Below are 15,744 nucleotides of genomic sequence, written 5' to 3' on the forward strand. Positions count from 1 at the left end.
TATCATTCGCATTTATTTCAACTCAGTATGAACGCAGCCCAAGAAGATGATCATCTTAAAATAACAAAGCCTCAGAAATCAGCAGGTGGATTACAAGCTGTGATTCAATCGGCCAAGCATGTCTTTTCAGAAGTAGGCGTCGTGAATGGAACAAAGGCGTTGCTTGAATTGAATCAGTTCGATGGCTATGATTGTCCAGGGTGCGCATGGCCAGACCCGGATCATGAACGCTCTGCTGTGGAGTTTTGTGAGAACGGCGCAAAAGCCGTAGCAGAAGAAGCGACGACAGAGAAATGTGATCGTGACTTCTTTCAGCAGTACAGCGTAAAGGATATGGCAACCTGGACCGATTTCCAAATCGGTAAACGTGGGAGAGTAACGGAGCCGTTCTTACTCGAAGAAGGTGACACTCATTATAAACCTATCGCTTGGCATGATGCGTTTAAGATGATCGCGGAACATCTTCATAAACTAGCAACACCAGACGAAGCGATATTTTATACGTCAGGAAGAACCAGTAACGAAGCGGCCTTTCTGTATCAATTAATGGTGCGCATGTATGGTACGAACAACCTACCGGATTGCTCCAACATGTGCCATGAATCTAGCGGCGTCGCGTTGAATGAAACTGTTGGCATTGGGAAGGGCTCAGTCAAATTAGAAGATTTCAATTATGCTGAGGTGATCATCATCATTGGACAAAACCCAGGAACAAATCATCCAAGAATGCTTACAGCTTTGCAGCAGGCAAAAAAACATGGTGCAAAGATTATCACGATCAATCCACTGGAAGAAGCAGGGCTGATCGGATTTAAACATCCACAGCACGTGATGGATTTTGTTGGTAAGGCCTCGCCCATTACAGACTTATGGTTGCAAGTAAGGATCAATGAAGATGTTTCTTTACTCAAAGCAATGTTGAAACTCCTGTGGCATGAAGAGCAACGACATGTAGGGACAGTCTTTGATCATGCATTCATCAAAGCCAATACTACCGGATATGATGCACTCATCAACGATTTGGAGAAGTATAAGCTTAGCGACCTCATGGCAAGATCCGGTGTGCCGTCGGAAAAAATATTAGCGGCGGTGCAGATGATTGCCAACAGCAAAAAAATTATCGCGTGCTGGGCGATGGGGCTCACACAACATAAAAACGCTGTCGATAATATTCGCGAAGTGGTAAACCTCTTGTTGCTAAAAGGAAGTATTGGTAAGCAAGGCGCCGGTACGTGTCCTGTGCGAGGTCATTCAAATGTGCAAGGTGATCGCACCATGGGCATCTACGAAAAACCTTCTGCTGCATTTCTAGATAGCCTAAAACAAGTTTTTGATTTTGAGCCACCGCGTCATCACGGCTATGATACTGTTGAGTCAATTAAAGCAATGCACGATGGAAAGGCAAAAGTGTTTTTCGCCATGGGTGGCAACTTCTTGTCGGCAACACCTGACACAAATTTCACCGCGTCTGCATTGAAGAATTGTGAACTCACGGTGCATGTGTCTACAAAATTGAACCGTAGCCATGTCGTTCACGGACGGCGCGCAATCATTCTTCCTTGCCTGGGGAGAACAGAAGAAGATGCTCAACGCTCGGGAATGCAATTTGTAACCGTTGAAAATTCAGCGGGTGTTGTGCATCAATCGAAAGGTAATTTGCCACCCATATCGCGTGAACTTTGGAGCGAGCCAAAAATCGTGGCTGGCATTGCGAAGGTACTCTTACAAAAAAGCAAGTTAGACTGGGATATGTTGACGTCTAACTATGATCATATACGCGATTTGATTGAACAATCGATACCTGGATTTGAGCACTACAATGAGCGTGTTCGAAAACCTGGGGGATTCTATCTCCCTAACGCAGCACGCGAAGGCAAGTTCAACACCACTACCGCGAAAGGTATTTTTAGTATCAATGTCTTGGCATCACATCATTTAAAGGACGATGAATTTTTGATGATGACGATACGGAGTCATGATCAATACAATACAACAATCTATGGATTGAATGACCGATACCGTGGTGTTCATCATGGTAGGAGAGTTGTATTCATGAATGCCAACGACGTCAGCAAACATGATTTGAAGGCCGGAGATCGCGTAAACTTATACAGCTACTATGATCTTGTGGAGCGTCGCGCTGAATCGTTTGTGGTGATACCGTACAACATACCATCTAAGAATATTGCAACATATTTTCCAGAGGCAAATGCTTTGATCCCTTACAACCGATATGCGGATAAAAGTCAGACGCCGATATCAAAGTCTGTGGTGGTAAAGATTAAATCAAAACCAGTAGCAACTATTGAATGCCGGCAATGATGCCGCGCACCAAGGCTTCGAGATCAAAGTTCTTATTGTGTGTAACACCCAACCGCACCACGACAAGTTTTTTCGAGGGCACGACGACAACGAAATTATGTTCGAATCCGTCGAAGAGAAATGTGTCTTGTGGTAGTGTGGGATACAGTCTATTCTCGGGGTCATTTGGAGCACCATGATTCAACCAAACTTGTGCACCGTACTCTCCACGGGGCGCCACTGCCGAAGGTGTCGTCGAGTACTTTACCCAACCCTCGGGAAGAATCCGTTCGCCCTGCACCACACCATCATTGAGGTAAAGCAGTCCAAACCGGGCCCAATCACGAGCGGAAGCATAACTATACGAAGATGCGACAAACGTTCCAGATGCATCGGGCTCCATAATGGCGCGACTCATTCCAACTTTGAAGAATAGTTTTTCATACGGGAATTTGTAATACTGGTCGTCACCAACAGTTTGTCTGATGATACGAGACAAAATATTCGTACTACCGCTAGAGTATTGAAAGAAAGTACCGGGATCTACCTTCTGCTTCATGCTCGCGGCATAGGCAGCTTTGTCATCGCGGTGAATGAACATCGTATGGAAATCTGCTGATGGATTGAAGTAAGATTCATCCCATGCCAGGCCCGTGGTGGCTTGAAGTAAGTTATTGAGTGTTATATTTTTTCGAATGTCGTCCTCCCATTCCGGCACAGGCGCACCGGCCTCTACCGTTAGCTTGCCCTCTTTGACCAATATCCCAATCAACGCGTTAGTGATGCTCTTCGTCATCGACCATCCCATCATGCGTGATTGCTTGTCGAATCCGTCGGCATACTTTTCCGCAATAATTTTTCCATCGTAAACAACAACGACGGCATGTGTAAAAATTGGATTCTCTGGATCTTTATCGAAGAATGCTTTGTCGACAGCATTTTTAATGGAATCGTATTGCACGCCTGTTATTGCACCTTGTGCTGTGAGATCATCACCTAAAGGCCATGCGACTGAATCGCGGTTGACGTTGGGAGCAGTAGACAAAACCGGTTGCTGTGATCGAACCTCTTCTTCCGTTCGTTCCGATAGTAGGATACAGCCTAATCCTTTTCTATAGATAGCCTTCCGTGTCGTGCCAAGAAACGATGCCGATACGCTAGCATCTTCGATCAACATGTCCATACTTGAAAGCCCAGGGAACACTTGCAATTCTTTGTCGCGAATACTTTGTTCAGAACGTTCTGCAACAAATAAGCATGAGCACATGGTTTTCGCGGCCATGCCTGTCATTACCGGCGGGAAATAAATTCCGACGTAAACGACAGCAGCTAAAATGATGATAATGATGAGTACCGTGAGGAAGCGAAAGAGTTTTTTCATGGGTGGCAGTTAACGCGACAGTGGCACTAAAATAACGAAATTCAGGTTGACGAGATCACATACCGACGTCTGCGGCATATTAATAATTCACTAGTTTATTTAATGACGATGGTGTAGTTTACTGGCACGATATGGAGTACCGACAATATCAGCCACCGAGAGTTTTAGAGCGCTACGTGCGCTACTTTTGGAGCTTTGATTCGTTTCAGAACCCCAACGCCACACTGCAAATCAAAAGTTTTGCCGACAAATATCCGCGACTCATTTTCCAGAATCTTGACGGCTTTGAGGCCCTCACAAATCTCAGTGGCGACAAGCTCCCGGCATGTTACCTTAGTGGTATCGACACGAAACACACCGAGGCGATCATAAACGGAAATTTTTCGCACTTCGGTGTAAGCTTTTACCCGCATGGATTGGCAGCTTTCTTCGGCGAATCGCCCGTCGCTTTGATCAATCAAATGCCTGACATCAGATTGATTTGTCCCGCTGAAATTCAATCACAATTGCAACGCGCCACTAACCATCATGCGCGTGTGAGTTTGATTTCTAAGTTCCTATACGAGCGTCTTCGGGCCATGCGTCAAGATCAGCTCATCAACAAAATTGTCCACCACCATGGCCTCGATCGTGATATATCCCTCGATGAGCTTGGACGTCATTACCGCATTTCAACGCGGAGTTTGCAGCGACGATTTAAAGCTGTTGTGGGTATCTCTCATAAAAAGTACCAGCGTATCTTACGCTTCGAAGAATCTTTGAAGCAATTGGCCAATGCGTCGTTTGCGGACCTGGGCGTAGTTGCCTACGACTTGAAGTTCACCGATCAATCGCACTTCATCAAAGATTTTTCTGCATTCTCAGGTATGTCGCCTTACGCTTTTGCCAAAAGAAAAAGTGTCGGATCTGAAAGTTCCTCCTTTATCTATACGAAAGATGCCTGACGTTTTTTTACAATTTTGAATTTTGAGTAGGCTTTACTTTTGGCGTGGTTCAAACAGTAAAACTTATGAAAAATAGACTAGCAATGTATGGTTTGGTATGGGTGTTGGCAATGGTAGCAATGGCTTGCTCAAGCGACGATGGCGACGATAACGCAGGAAGTCGTGAAGTAAAATTCGAGGTAACAGGTAATTTCACAGGTCAGTTAAATGCCGTATTAATAACCGCGAGCGGAGGAGGTACTAGTGAGTCGATAAACGCTTTGCCCTGGTCAAAAACGATCACGTACGAATCCAACGTTCCAACGACCCAGATTTCAATAGCCGGCGCGGGAGGAGACCCTGGTGAGACGATTACGGTAAAAGTTATCGTGGGTGGAAAAGAAAAGTCTTCGACGCCAGGTACAGCGACAAATTCGGGAACGATCGCCGTAGCCGCCCCGTCTTATGCATTCTAAAATCAACATATGATCGATACCATCAAGAACTATTTACGCCATGATGCGACCATCGTTTTACGCATCACCCTTGCAGCGATTTTGATCATGCATAGTATTCCCGGAATGCTGGATGGTGGCGTAAATCTTTTTGGTAACGAATATTTAAACAAAGTCGGCTTTGCACCTTTTGGTCTTGCCATAGCGTGGGCGATTAAGTTGTCCCATGTCGCCTGCGCTATCCTGCTGCTTCTAAACCGTTATATCGTCGTGACTGGTGTGGTAACGATATTCATTCTGGTCGCTGGCATTGTGATGGTACATTACCCGGAAGGGTGGTACGTTGTTGGGGGCGGAAGGAATGGTGTTGAATTCAACGTATTGCTGATTGCTGTATTCCTCTATCTCATCATTGTCCATCGGCGCGTGCGTTGATTATCAAAAGACACCTGTGCCCGGTTTTCTCCCGACTATCCTTACCTTTCGACTTTTACGTTAAGGATGGCAAAGAAAACCCAACGCCTGCTCGACCTGAAAGATTTCCTCGATGAGAAAGTGTCGCGCTACAATCAACCTGGTTTTATCGCGAATGATCCGATCTCGATACCACACCTCTTTAGAAAGAAACAAGACATTGAAATTGCGGGCCTGTTTGCCGCCGTTCTGGCGTGGGGACAACGTGTGACCATCATCCGTAAATGTCATGAACTAATGAACATGATGGACAACGCGCCCCATCAGTTCGTACTTGGTCATAGCAAAAAAGATCTAAAACCACTCTTAGAATTCAAACATCGCACATTCAATACCGTCGACACATTATACTTTATTGAATGGCTGAAGTGGTTTTATAAGAAAAACGAAAGCCTTGAAAGTGCTTTCGCAACCTTACCCGGCGACGATACCATTGAAGGAGGGCTCAATCGCTTTCGCGATTTGTTCTTTAGTTTAAAAGATTCACCACAACGAACACGTAAACATATCCCTTCACCCGAACGCAATGCTACCTGTAAGCGCATGAGCATGTACCTGCGCTGGATGGTTCGCAGCGATGGGCAAGGGGTCGACTTCGGTATTTGGAAAAACATCTCGATGGCACAGCTCGTGTGTCCGTGTGATTTGCATGTGGATCGCGTCGCCCGCCACCTGAAGTTTATTACCCGTAAACAAACTGATTGGCAGACCGCCCTCGAACTGACAAAGAACCTCCGGCGCTTAGATCCAAAAGACCCAGTGAAGTATGATTTTGCACTCTTTGGGCTGGGGATTGAAGAGAAGTTTGGGAAGGAGAAGCAAGGAGTAAGAAGTAAGGAGTAAGGAGGGATTGACTCCTGACAACTCCAACTACTGACTCCTGACTTCTTACTTCTTACTCTAGGCATTCAGTAGACATTCGCGGGTGGTAGATGAAGCGCGAACGATGGTTGGTTTCGAAAAGTTTAATCAATTTTTAATGCCGCCAAATTTAAGGGCGAGCGGCGCCGAGTTGTCGCATGATTAGACGATAAAACGTGAGCATGTTTGAAACGTTGAAGGGTATTTTTCAAGTGATCGAGCATTGGTGACATCTTTTGATGCCGTGCTTTGAGGATTCAGGTATTTACCCAGCTCAGATCGATGCAGGCAGCTAGGCATTTGCAAAATGCGTGGAAGGCCTCGCGAGAATTCATCGATTAAAAGATAAAAACGAAGATAAGTTAGAAGGCGAGATCATTTGCAGCAGTGAAAATGTAATCGCAATGTTGGTGATAGCGTAATGAAAAGATAACGATCTGACTGCAGCGAGAGATTAATTTAAAATGATTCTAAATTACAATTTAGAAGCAGCATCGATTCATTCCGTGATTACCTTTCGAGCCGTTTACCAGAGGCCAATTATCCGCGAATAGAGGGTAATTTCCTCATTATTTATTGTGCAACGACCTAAATTAATTTGAAAAAATGAGTTCCGATAGTAGATTTGCGCTGCTTGTTTTGAAAACGGACATTGAACCTCACATGATAAAAAACTTTACTTCCGCTTGCAAGTTCTTCATTCTAGTCTTCGTTTTCGCATTCGTCTCTAGCACCTCCAGCGCCCAGGAAATCTCTACAGATCCGGCTGCGATTAAGGCAGGTGAAGGGATCTTCAATGCGAACTGTAAGTCTTGTCACAAAGTAAAAGAGAAATTGGTTGGTCCAGCCTTGGCCGGTGTTGATGAAAGAGCACCATCCATCGACTGGATCAAGTCTTTTATTAAGAACCCTCCCGGTATGATTGCCAGCGGAGATGCATACGCAAACAACCTCTACAAGGACTACAAACCTACAATGATGACTGCCTTCTCTTCTTTGAAGGATGAAGACATCATGAATGTTCTTGCTTACGTGAAAGCAAAGGAAGCAGAGGTTCCGAAAGATGATGTCATTAAAGATCCTGTCCCTGGTGGCGAAAATACTGAAGCCGGTGGCAGCGACCTGTTGAACCTGGTTGCTATTGGTGTTGTAATCGTTCTACTCCTTCTCGTCGTTACACTCGCCCTTCTTATTTCTTCACTCAAACGCTTCCTCGATCAGAAGAATCTTAACGAAGAAGAAAAAGAAGTTGTACACTCGCCAATCACATTGAAGTCTGCTTTGAGCAGCCCGGCGTTTATCTTCATCGTTGCTTTCTTGGTAGCAGCGCTCGGATTCAAAACTGTCATCAACAACTTGTTCGCCATCGGTGTTCAACAAGGATATGCGCCTAAACAGCCAATCGCGTTCTCACACAAAATTCACGCAGGTGATCTTGAAATCGACTGTAAGTATTGCCACGTAGGCGTTACGAAAGGGAAGAGTGCGACGATTCCTTCTGTGAACATCTGTATGAACTGTCACAACCAGATCAAAGAAGGTGCGCAGACTGGTGCTTCTCAGATTAAACAAATCACGGATGCTTATGCGAACAACGAACCTATCAAGTGGGTGCGTATCCATAACCTTCCTGACTTAGCATACTTCAACCACGCGCAACACGTCGTAGTTGGTGGTGTTGAGTGTCAGACTTGCCACGGTCCAATTCAAGAAATGGAAGTTGTAAAACAGCACTCTTTATTAACGATGGGTTGGTGTATCGACTGTCACCGCAAGACAGACATCGATACGACCCGCAATGCGGAATACTACGACAAGATGTTGAAGATCCACGCAGAGAAGAAGGGTAGCAAAGCTCCTTTCAAAGTGGAAGACATCGGCGGTTTGGAATGTTCAAAATGCCACTATTGATCTACCGATCAATTACTTGAAGAGAATTAAAAATAGAATCACGCTTCGCGATTAATATATATGGAAGAATCTAATAAGAAGGTTTACTGGAAAGGCTTAGAGCAATTGACAAACAGTCCTGAGTTTGTGAAGCATGCTCATCAGGAATTTGCTCAGCCGGGTCCGGAAGAAGATTTGGGGCATTCCCGCAGGGATTTCTTAAAGATGATGGGTTTCGGTATGTCGGCGGTAGCGCTGGCAGCTTGCGAGGCTCCAATCCGTAAAGCGATCCCGTATGTGAACAAGCCAGTAGATGTGGACCCTAGCGTTCCTAACTACTACGCATCGACCTATATTAATGGCGGCGACTACGCGAGCGTTGTCGTGAAAGTTCGTGAAGGTCGTCCGATCAAAATCGATGGTAACGCATTGTCATCAGCTACGAAAGGTGGTGTGAGCGCGCAAGTAGAAGCATCGGTTCTTTCCCTCTATGATAACGATCGTCTTCGTGGTGCTAAAATTGACAAGAAGCGTGTTGATTGGAAAGACCTCGATCGTGAGGTAATAGCAAAACTCAACGCAATCGCTGCGCAAGGTGGCCAAATCAGAATCGTGAGCAACACGATCCTCAGCCCAAGCACAAAAGCTGTTATTGAGAAATTCAAAGCAAAATTCCCAACAACGCAACATATCCAGTACGATCAGTCATCTGCGTACGGCATTCTGAAAGCAAACGAAGAATCTTTCGGTTCTGCTTTCATTCCAACGTATGACTTCAGCAAAGCGAAAACTATCGTTAGCGTTGCTGCTGATTTCATCGGAAGCTGGATCGCACCAATCGAGTTCACAAAAGGTTACGCGCTGGGTCGTGAAGTGAATGAAGAAAAAACAGACATGTCGCGTCACTATCAGTTTGAATCGATTCTATCGATCACTGGTGCGAACGCTGATTATAGAACACAAATCAAACCTTCGGAAGAAGGTGCGGTAGTAGCACAACTTTACAACTTGATCGCAGCAAAAGCTGGTCGCGCAACTGTTACAGGCGGCGTTGAGAAAGCAAACCTTGCAAAAGCTGCTGACGATCTTTGGGCAACGAAAGGAAGCTCACTCGTTGTAGCCGGCTCAAATGATAAAGCCATCCAAGTATTGGTTAATGGTATCAACGACATGCTCGGATCTTATGGAACGACAATCGATCCATCATTGACTGTCAACTACAGACAAGGTGACGATCAAGCAATGTCTGCATTTGTTGGCGAACTTGAAGCTGGCAAAGTAGAAGGCGTTATCTTCTACAACTGTAACCCTGTTTACGATCATCCACAAGGCAAGAAGATCGGTGCTGCATTGAAAAATGTAACGTTATCTATTGCTACTGGCTATAAAGAAGAAGAGACTGGCGACTTGGTGAAATACCTTGCTCCAGATCATCACTACCTCGAATCATGGAACGATGCTGAGCCTAAGAAAAACTTGTTCAGCTTATCGCAGCCAACCATTACACCAATTTTCAAAACACGTTCAGCGCAATCAAGCTTCTTGACTTGGGCGGGAGAGTCTGAAACAGACTACTTCGAAGTGGTGAAAGCAAACTGGTCTACATGGTTTGGTGCATCTGCAGGTGTTAACCTCCAAACGTTCTGGGATAAGTGCCTGTACGATGGTGTTTACGAGAAGCCAGTAGAAGCAAAGTCGGTTTACTTCTCAGGTGATGTAGGCGCTGCAGCAAATGCTATATCGAACAACTACAAAGCTGCTGCAAGTGGACAGAAAGAATTGGTGATCTACGAAAGTGGTAACATCGGTAATGGTTCACAAGCGAATAACCCACTTCTTCAAGAGTTGCCAGATCCAATCACAAAAGCTGTTTGGGATCACTACGTAACGGTTGCACCGAAAGAAGCTGAAGGCATCAAGTTCTTTGAAAGCAATACACGGAAAGCAAAGATCACAGTAGAAGGTCAAGAGCCAGTGATCGTTGCAATCCTTCCGCAGCCTGGTCAAGCCGCTGGTACAATCGGACTTCCATTAGGATACGGTCGTACGAAGGCAGGTAAAGTAGCTGACGGTAGAGGCGCTAATGCGTATCCACTGATCGGATTATTGAATGGAAGCCTTAGCTATGGTGCTAATGTGAAATTCGAAATCATCGAAGAAGAATATCAAATCGCGCAGACACAAACGCACAATACAGCAATGGGTCGTGCCGCGGTTATTCAAGAAACAATACTCTCTAAGTTCAAGAAAGATCCATCAGCAGATAGCTATCAGCCGAAGGTTACGACTTGGAATGGAACAGAAGATAAGATCGATCCAGAAACAGCAACGCTCTGGAAGAACCACGATTATACCAACCATCATTGGGGTATGTCAATCGACTTGAACACCTGTACAGGTTGTGCGGCTTGCGTGGTAGCATGTAACGTAGAGAACAACGTAGCGCTTGTCGGACGTGAAGAGGTAATCAACCGTCGCGAAATGCACTGGTTGCGCATCGACCGTTACTACAGCAGCGATGCACCAGTGACAGATTGGAAAGGACTTGAAGAAGCTTCAGACAATCCTGAAGTTGTATTCCAGCCGATGCTTTGCCAACACTGTAACAACGCACCTTGCGAAACAGTATGTCCGGTAGCAGCAACAACACACAGCACGGAAGGTCTCAACCAAATGACGTATAACCGTTGCATCGGTACACGTTATTGCGCGAACAACTGTCCATATAAAGTACGTCGCTTCAACTGGTTCAAATATCATGACAACAAGCAGTTCCAGGATGTTAACACAGCCATGAACACAGACCTTGGTAAGATGGTATTGAATCCAGATGTAACCGTACGTTCACGCGGTGTGATGGAGAAATGTTCATTCTGCGTACAGCGTATCCAAGCTGGTAAACTTACAGCGAAGAAAGAGAAGCGTAGAGTAGCCGATGGCGAAGTAAACGTAGCTTGTGCGGCAGCATGTTCTACGGGTGCTATTGTGTTCGGTGACTTGAACGATAAGGATAGCAAGATTTCTAAGTTGTTGAAAGTGCGTCCTACGTTCGCTGATCGTCCAACGGTTAACGATAAAGACGCAGACAACCCACGTGCTTACCAGGTGATCGAAGAAATTGGTGTAAGACCAAACATCTGGTATCTCAAGAAGGTTAGAAATAAGGATGCGGCAAAAGCTTAATCCAACGAAAAAGATAACTGATAACGAATAACTTTTAAATAAATGCAGGTAACGTCAGTAGTTCGCGATCCCCTGGTAACCGGTGGCAAAACGGTTAAGGATGTGTCGCACGACATCAGCCGACAAGTAGAAGGAAAACCAACAAGATCATGGTGGATTGCCATGGCCATTTCAGTAGTGCTATTTGCATACGGCTTTTATTGCGTGTGCACAGTTCTCTGGAACGGTATCGGCGTCTGGGGTCTTAACAAAACTGTAGGTTGGGCGTGGGATATCACCAACTTCGTATGGTGGGTTGGTATCGGTCACGCAGGAACGCTGATCTCTGCGATCCTCTTGCTCTTCAGACAGAAATGGAGAATGTCCATTAACCGTGCTGCGGAAGCGATGACGATCTTCGCCGTTATTTGCGCGGCTACATTCCCGCTGATCCACATGGGCCGTCTCTGGCTCGGGTTCTACTGGGCATTGCCACTGCCAAACGCTTTCGGTTCTCTTTGGGCAAACTTCAACTCGCCGCTTCTTTGGGACGTGTTCGCGATCTCAACATACTTCACCGTGTCGCTTGTATTCTGGTACATCGGTCTTATTCCTGACTTTGCTACAATCCGCGACCGCGCTGTAGTACAAGGCAATAACATCCGCGCTCAGATTTACAACGCCCTTAGCTTCGGATGGCAGGGTGGTGCTAAAACTTGGATGCGTTACGAATCCGTTGCATTGATCCTCGCAGGTCTTTCAACACCACTCGTACTTTCTGTTCACACGATCGTATCGATGGACTTCGCTACATCGGTTATCCCAGGATGGCACACAACAATCTTCCCGCCATACTTCGTTGCGGGTGCGATCTTCTCTGGCTTCGCCATGGTATTAACACTCCTCTTGGTTACACGTGTCGTATTTAAACTTGAAGATTATATCACGATCTATCACATTGAATTGATGAACATCATCATCATCGTGACAGGTTCCGTAGTAGGTATCGCATACATCACCGAGCTCTTCATCTCTTGGTACTCGGGTGTTGAATATGAAGGATATGCTTTCTACAACCGTGTACAAGGTCCATTCGCATGGTCATACTGGTCTATGATGACTTGTAACGTGATTTCGCCACAACTTTTCTGGATCAAGAAAATCAGAACAAGCATTGCTGCGACATTCGTGCTCTCGATCATCGTGAATATCGGTATGTGGTTCGAGCGTTTCGTGATCATCGTGACCTCACTTCACCGCGATTACATTCCATCAAGCTGGACGGGATTCCATCCAACCATGTTTGATATTGGAGAATATGTATTCACGTTCGGATTGTTCTTTACCGCTTTCTTACTCTTCGCGAAGTTCTTCCCAGTGATCAACATGGCCGAGGTGAAAAGCATTGTAAGATCAGATTCTGAAAAGCCACACCACAAGGAAGGTTTGGGAGCATAAGGTGAATTAGAAACTATTAAAGGATACAACTCATTCGAAATACAATGGATGCAGACAAGAATTTTCTGGTAGGTGTTTTTGACGACGAAGATGCCGTATTGAAAGGCATCAAGAAAGTGCGCGGCGCCGGCCTCAAGATACACGATGTGTTTTCGCCATTCCCAGTTCACGGAATCGACGACGCACTCGGCATTAAGAAATCAAGATTGCCAATCGCAGCATTCCTTTTTGGTCTAACAGGAACATCACTTGCATTGACCATGCAAATCTGGATGCTGGGTTACGACTGGCCGATGATTATCGGTGGTAAGAACTTCGTATCACTACCCCCATTCATTCCTGTAACGTTCGAGCTTACCGTGCTCTTGGCAGCACTTGGTATGGTGGCAACGTTCATGATTGCCAGCAACCTGAAGCCTTACAGCTGGCCACGTCAGTTCGACGTGAGAAGCACGGACGATAAACACGTGATGGCGATCGACCTTGACCTTAACGGCAAGAGCAAAGCTGAGATCAGCCAGATATTGAAAGATGCAGGTGCATCTGAAGTGAATGAAAAGAACTTTGAATAATCGGAGAACAATAGATATGCGTTTAGTGAAAAATTTGTTCGTAGGGATTTCAGCGGCTGCATTGTTAACGGCATGCGGCGCTGGTGGAAATGACCAGGGTACAGAGTATGCGCCCAACATGTACCACTCAGTAGCTTACGAACCATACTCACAGATTGACGATTGGGAAGCTGGACGTTGGGTGACTTCCATCGAATATCCAAAATTGGATTCGGTAACGGAAGGTCACGCTGAGTATTACAACTCAAACAACTTCAATCCGCACAAAATGAATATGCGCGATCCTGCTCCGAATACAGTAAGTAGAAACAAGCAAGGATGGTTGCCATACCGCCTTGGTAAAGATAGTCTTGCGTATGCTGCAGCAACGTTGAAAAATCCATTGGATTCTACAGCGTCTGTTATCGCCGACGGAAAGATTTTGTATGAGACCTATTGCGATCATTGCCATGGCGCGAAAGGTAACGGCGATGGTAAAGTTGCCGGTGGCGCAGAAGGAGAGGGTATCAAAGTTGTGGTTAACGGTGAAACAAAAACACGTAACACATACAATGGTATCGCCAACTTGAGAAGCGATGCGCTTAAAGGTATTTCAGAAGGTCATATCTTCCACGTAATCACACAAGGCAAAGGTTTGATGTGGGCTCACGGCTCGCAGATCAGCCCTGAAGATCGCTGGAAGATCGCGAAATACGTGAAGACGCTTCAGAAGTAATAACAGGAATTAAGATTAGATTTTAACGATAACCGCGAACGGATAAGACAATGGCTCATCATCACGCAGAAGTTCAAGAAGAACATTATATTTTCAAGCCGGAGACTAAACGCAAACTCTTCATGCTCCTTATTGCTGGAGTGGTATTGTTTGCTTTGGGTCTATTCATGGCCATCTCTTCAGAAGGAAAACATGAAGGTGGTGATCATCATGCGGCAACAAACAGTCATCAACTGGTGGCGAGTGTTGCGCAAGATTCTGTTGCATCCGATAGCGTTGCAGCAACCGATCATCATGCTACTGAAAACCCTTCCGATAAGTCTGCGGAACACAGCGATGCGCATGCTGCAGAACATGCTGCACCTGCTCACGGTGGAGAACACCATGCCGCTGGCGGTCATCATGACGAAACACCAACGTGGAAGAAACGTCTTTTCTCGACGCTTTGGCATAACAACGTATTCTTCGCAGGTCTCGGTATCATCGGCCTTTTCTTCGTGGCGATTCAATACGCAGCGCAAGCAGGTTGGTCAGTAGGCGTGAAGCGCGTTGGACTAGCTTTAGGAAGCTGGATTCCATTCGCCGGTATCCTCATGTTAGGTCTTTACTTTTTAACACACCACGATATTTTCCACTGGACGCACAGCTATCTCTATGGTGAGAAACTTGCTGATGGTTCAGTGAATCCTGGTCACGACGAAATCATCGACGGCAAAGCACCGTTCTTCTTCTGGCCATTGGCTGGTGGTACTTTCCCATTGTTCTTCATCGTTCGTATGGTAGTATTCTTCGGTGGTTGGTATATTTTCTTCAACGTGATCAAAAAGAACATGTTGAAAGAAGATCTCGAAAACACAACTGCATACTGGTTTAAAATCAGAGGTATTTCAGCATGGTTCCTAATCTTCTTTGCGGTGAGCTCTTCAGTAGCGGCATGGGATTGGGTAATGAGTATTGATACACACTGGTTCTCAACGATGTTCGGCTGGTATGTATTTGCGAGCTGGTGGGTAACAGGTTTGGCGACGATCACACTCATCGTTGTGTTGTTGAAAAATGCTGGCTACCTCAAAATTGTGAACTCAAATCACCTTCACGATCTTGGTAAATTCTGCTTTGCATTTTCTATTTTCTGGACATACATCTGGTTTGGTCAGTTCCTCTTGATTTACTATGCAAACATTCCGGAAGAAGTAACATACTTCATGGAAAGAATGCGTAATAGTCCTTATAGCTGGATCTTCTACCTGAACTTGATTGTAAACTTCGTGTTGCCATTCTTGATGTTGATGACACGCGATGCAAAACGTCAGCTCTCGATGTTGCGCGTGGTATGTCCAATCATCATTATCGGTCACTGGTTCGATTTCTTCAACATGGTTACACCGGGTGTAATGAAAGAGAATGGCGTCCTCGGTTTGCTTGAAATAGGTACAGCATTGATTTTCGCCGCTACCTTCCTGTTGGTAGTGTTAGGCGCGCTGTCTAAAATGCCATTGTTTGGTAAGCATGATCCAATGTTACAGGAAAGTATTAATCACCACATTTAATT

12 protein-coding genes are annotated in these 15,744 nt (G+C 45.5%); 11 read left to right on the top strand and 1 reads right to left on the bottom strand.

Annotated elements, in window-relative coordinates:
- Window positions 1-27: 27 nt before the first annotated feature.
- A complete protein-coding gene (locus DQQ10_RS22760) occupies window positions 28-2,322 on the top strand; it encodes an FdhF/YdeP family oxidoreductase (RefSeq protein WP_112749242.1) in 2,295 nt (764 codons plus the stop codon).
- Here the strand turns inward: DQQ10_RS22760 and DQQ10_RS22765 are convergent.
- Window positions 2,303-3,682: a serine hydrolase domain-containing protein gene (locus DQQ10_RS22765; protein ID WP_112749243.1), complete on the bottom strand. Its 1,380-nt coding sequence runs from the start codon at window positions 3,680-3,682 to the stop codon at window positions 2,303-2,305. The two genes, DQQ10_RS22760 and DQQ10_RS22765, sit on opposite strands and share 20 nt — an antisense overlap.
- A 131-nt stretch (window positions 3,683-3,813) precedes the next feature.
- Between DQQ10_RS22765 and DQQ10_RS22770 the strand changes: the two genes are divergently transcribed.
- The 10 genes from DQQ10_RS22770 to DQQ10_RS22815 all read left to right on the top strand — a co-directional run bounded on the left by DQQ10_RS22770 (window position 3,814) and on the right by DQQ10_RS22815 (window position 15,742).
- The gene (locus DQQ10_RS22770; RefSeq protein ID WP_112749244.1) at window positions 3,814-4,626 is read left to right on the top strand and encodes a helix-turn-helix domain-containing protein; all 813 of its coding nucleotides are present in this window, start codon (window positions 3,814-3,816) and stop codon (window positions 4,624-4,626) included.
- A gap of 65 nt (window positions 4,627-4,691) precedes the next feature.
- The gene (locus DQQ10_RS22775; RefSeq protein WP_133259735.1) at window positions 4,692-5,081 is read left to right on the top strand and encodes a hypothetical protein; all 390 of its coding nucleotides are present in this window, start codon (window positions 4,692-4,694) and stop codon (window positions 5,079-5,081) included.
- A 9-nt stretch (window positions 5,082-5,090) separates the two neighbouring features.
- Entirely contained in the window at window positions 5,091-5,495 is a 405-nt protein-coding gene (locus tag DQQ10_RS22780) for a DoxX family protein (RefSeq protein ID WP_112749246.1), read from the top strand.
- A 66-nt stretch (window positions 5,496-5,561) separates the two neighbouring features.
- The gene (locus tag DQQ10_RS22785; protein WP_112749247.1) at window positions 5,562-6,377 is read left to right on the top strand and encodes a TIGR02757 family protein; all 816 of its coding nucleotides are present in this window, start codon (window positions 5,562-5,564) and stop codon (window positions 6,375-6,377) included.
- 681 nt (window positions 6,378-7,058) lie between these two features.
- Window positions 7,059-8,306 carry a c-type cytochrome gene (locus tag DQQ10_RS22790; protein ID WP_112749340.1) on the top strand — a complete coding sequence of 416 codons (1,248 nt, stop codon included), beginning with the start codon at window positions 7,059-7,061 and terminating at the stop codon, window positions 8,304-8,306.
- A 60-nt stretch (window positions 8,307-8,366) separates the two neighbouring features.
- Window positions 8,367-11,468, top strand: a complete 3,102-nt coding sequence (locus DQQ10_RS22795) for a TAT-variant-translocated molybdopterin oxidoreductase (RefSeq protein WP_112749248.1) — start codon at window positions 8,367-8,369, stop codon at window positions 11,466-11,468.
- Window positions 11,469-11,510: 42 nt separating this feature from the next.
- The gene (gene nrfD, locus DQQ10_RS22800) at window positions 11,511-12,905 is read left to right on the top strand and encodes an NrfD/PsrC family molybdoenzyme membrane anchor subunit (protein ID WP_112749249.1); all 1,395 of its coding nucleotides are present in this window, start codon (window positions 11,511-11,513) and stop codon (window positions 12,903-12,905) included.
- A 44-nt stretch (window positions 12,906-12,949) separates the two neighbouring features.
- On the top strand, window positions 12,950-13,477 hold the full coding sequence (locus tag DQQ10_RS22805) for a DUF3341 domain-containing protein (RefSeq protein ID WP_112749250.1): 528 nt from the start codon (window positions 12,950-12,952) through the stop codon (window positions 13,475-13,477).
- Window positions 13,478-13,493: 16 nt separating this feature from the next.
- On the top strand, window positions 13,494-14,192 hold the full coding sequence (locus tag DQQ10_RS22810) for a c-type cytochrome (protein ID WP_112749251.1): 699 nt from the start codon (window positions 13,494-13,496) through the stop codon (window positions 14,190-14,192).
- A 50-nt stretch (window positions 14,193-14,242) separates the two neighbouring features.
- Complete coding sequence (locus DQQ10_RS22815; RefSeq protein WP_112749252.1) at window positions 14,243-15,742, top strand: quinol:cytochrome C oxidoreductase; 1,500 nt, start codon at window positions 14,243-14,245, stop codon at window positions 15,740-15,742.
- Window positions 15,743-15,744 lie beyond the last annotated feature (2 nt).

Origin of the sequence: Pseudochryseolinea flava (genome assembly GCF_003286915.1) — a bacterium.
GTDB classification, from domain to species: Bacteria; Bacteroidota; Bacteroidia; order Cytophagales; family Cyclobacteriaceae; genus Ohtaekwangia; species Ohtaekwangia flava.

Coding starts and splice junctions, on each gene's coding strand:
- DQQ10_RS22760 (WP_112749242.1), top strand. CDS start 28: ATGAACGCAGCCCAAGAAGATGATCATCTTAAAATAACAAAGCCTCAG.
- DQQ10_RS22765 (WP_112749243.1), bottom strand. CDS start 3,682: ATGAAAAAACTCTTTCGCTTCCTCACGGTACTCATCATTATCATCATT.
- DQQ10_RS22770 (WP_112749244.1), top strand. CDS start 3,814: ATGGAGTACCGACAATATCAGCCACCGAGAGTTTTAGAGCGCTACGTG.
- DQQ10_RS22775 (WP_133259735.1), top strand. CDS start 4,692: ATGAAAAATAGACTAGCAATGTATGGTTTGGTATGGGTGTTGGCAATG.
- DQQ10_RS22780 (WP_112749246.1), top strand. CDS start 5,091: ATGATCGATACCATCAAGAACTATTTACGCCATGATGCGACCATCGTT.
- DQQ10_RS22785 (WP_112749247.1), top strand. CDS start 5,562: ATGGCAAAGAAAACCCAACGCCTGCTCGACCTGAAAGATTTCCTCGAT.
- DQQ10_RS22790 (WP_112749340.1), top strand. CDS start 7,059: ATGATAAAAAACTTTACTTCCGCTTGCAAGTTCTTCATTCTAGTCTTC.
- DQQ10_RS22795 (WP_112749248.1), top strand. CDS start 8,367: ATGGAAGAATCTAATAAGAAGGTTTACTGGAAAGGCTTAGAGCAATTG.
- nrfD (WP_112749249.1), top strand. CDS start 11,511: ATGCAGGTAACGTCAGTAGTTCGCGATCCCCTGGTAACCGGTGGCAAA.
- DQQ10_RS22805 (WP_112749250.1), top strand. CDS start 12,950: ATGGATGCAGACAAGAATTTTCTGGTAGGTGTTTTTGACGACGAAGAT.
- DQQ10_RS22810 (WP_112749251.1), top strand. CDS start 13,494: ATGCGTTTAGTGAAAAATTTGTTCGTAGGGATTTCAGCGGCTGCATTG.
- DQQ10_RS22815 (WP_112749252.1), top strand. CDS start 14,243: ATGGCTCATCATCACGCAGAAGTTCAAGAAGAACATTATATTTTCAAG.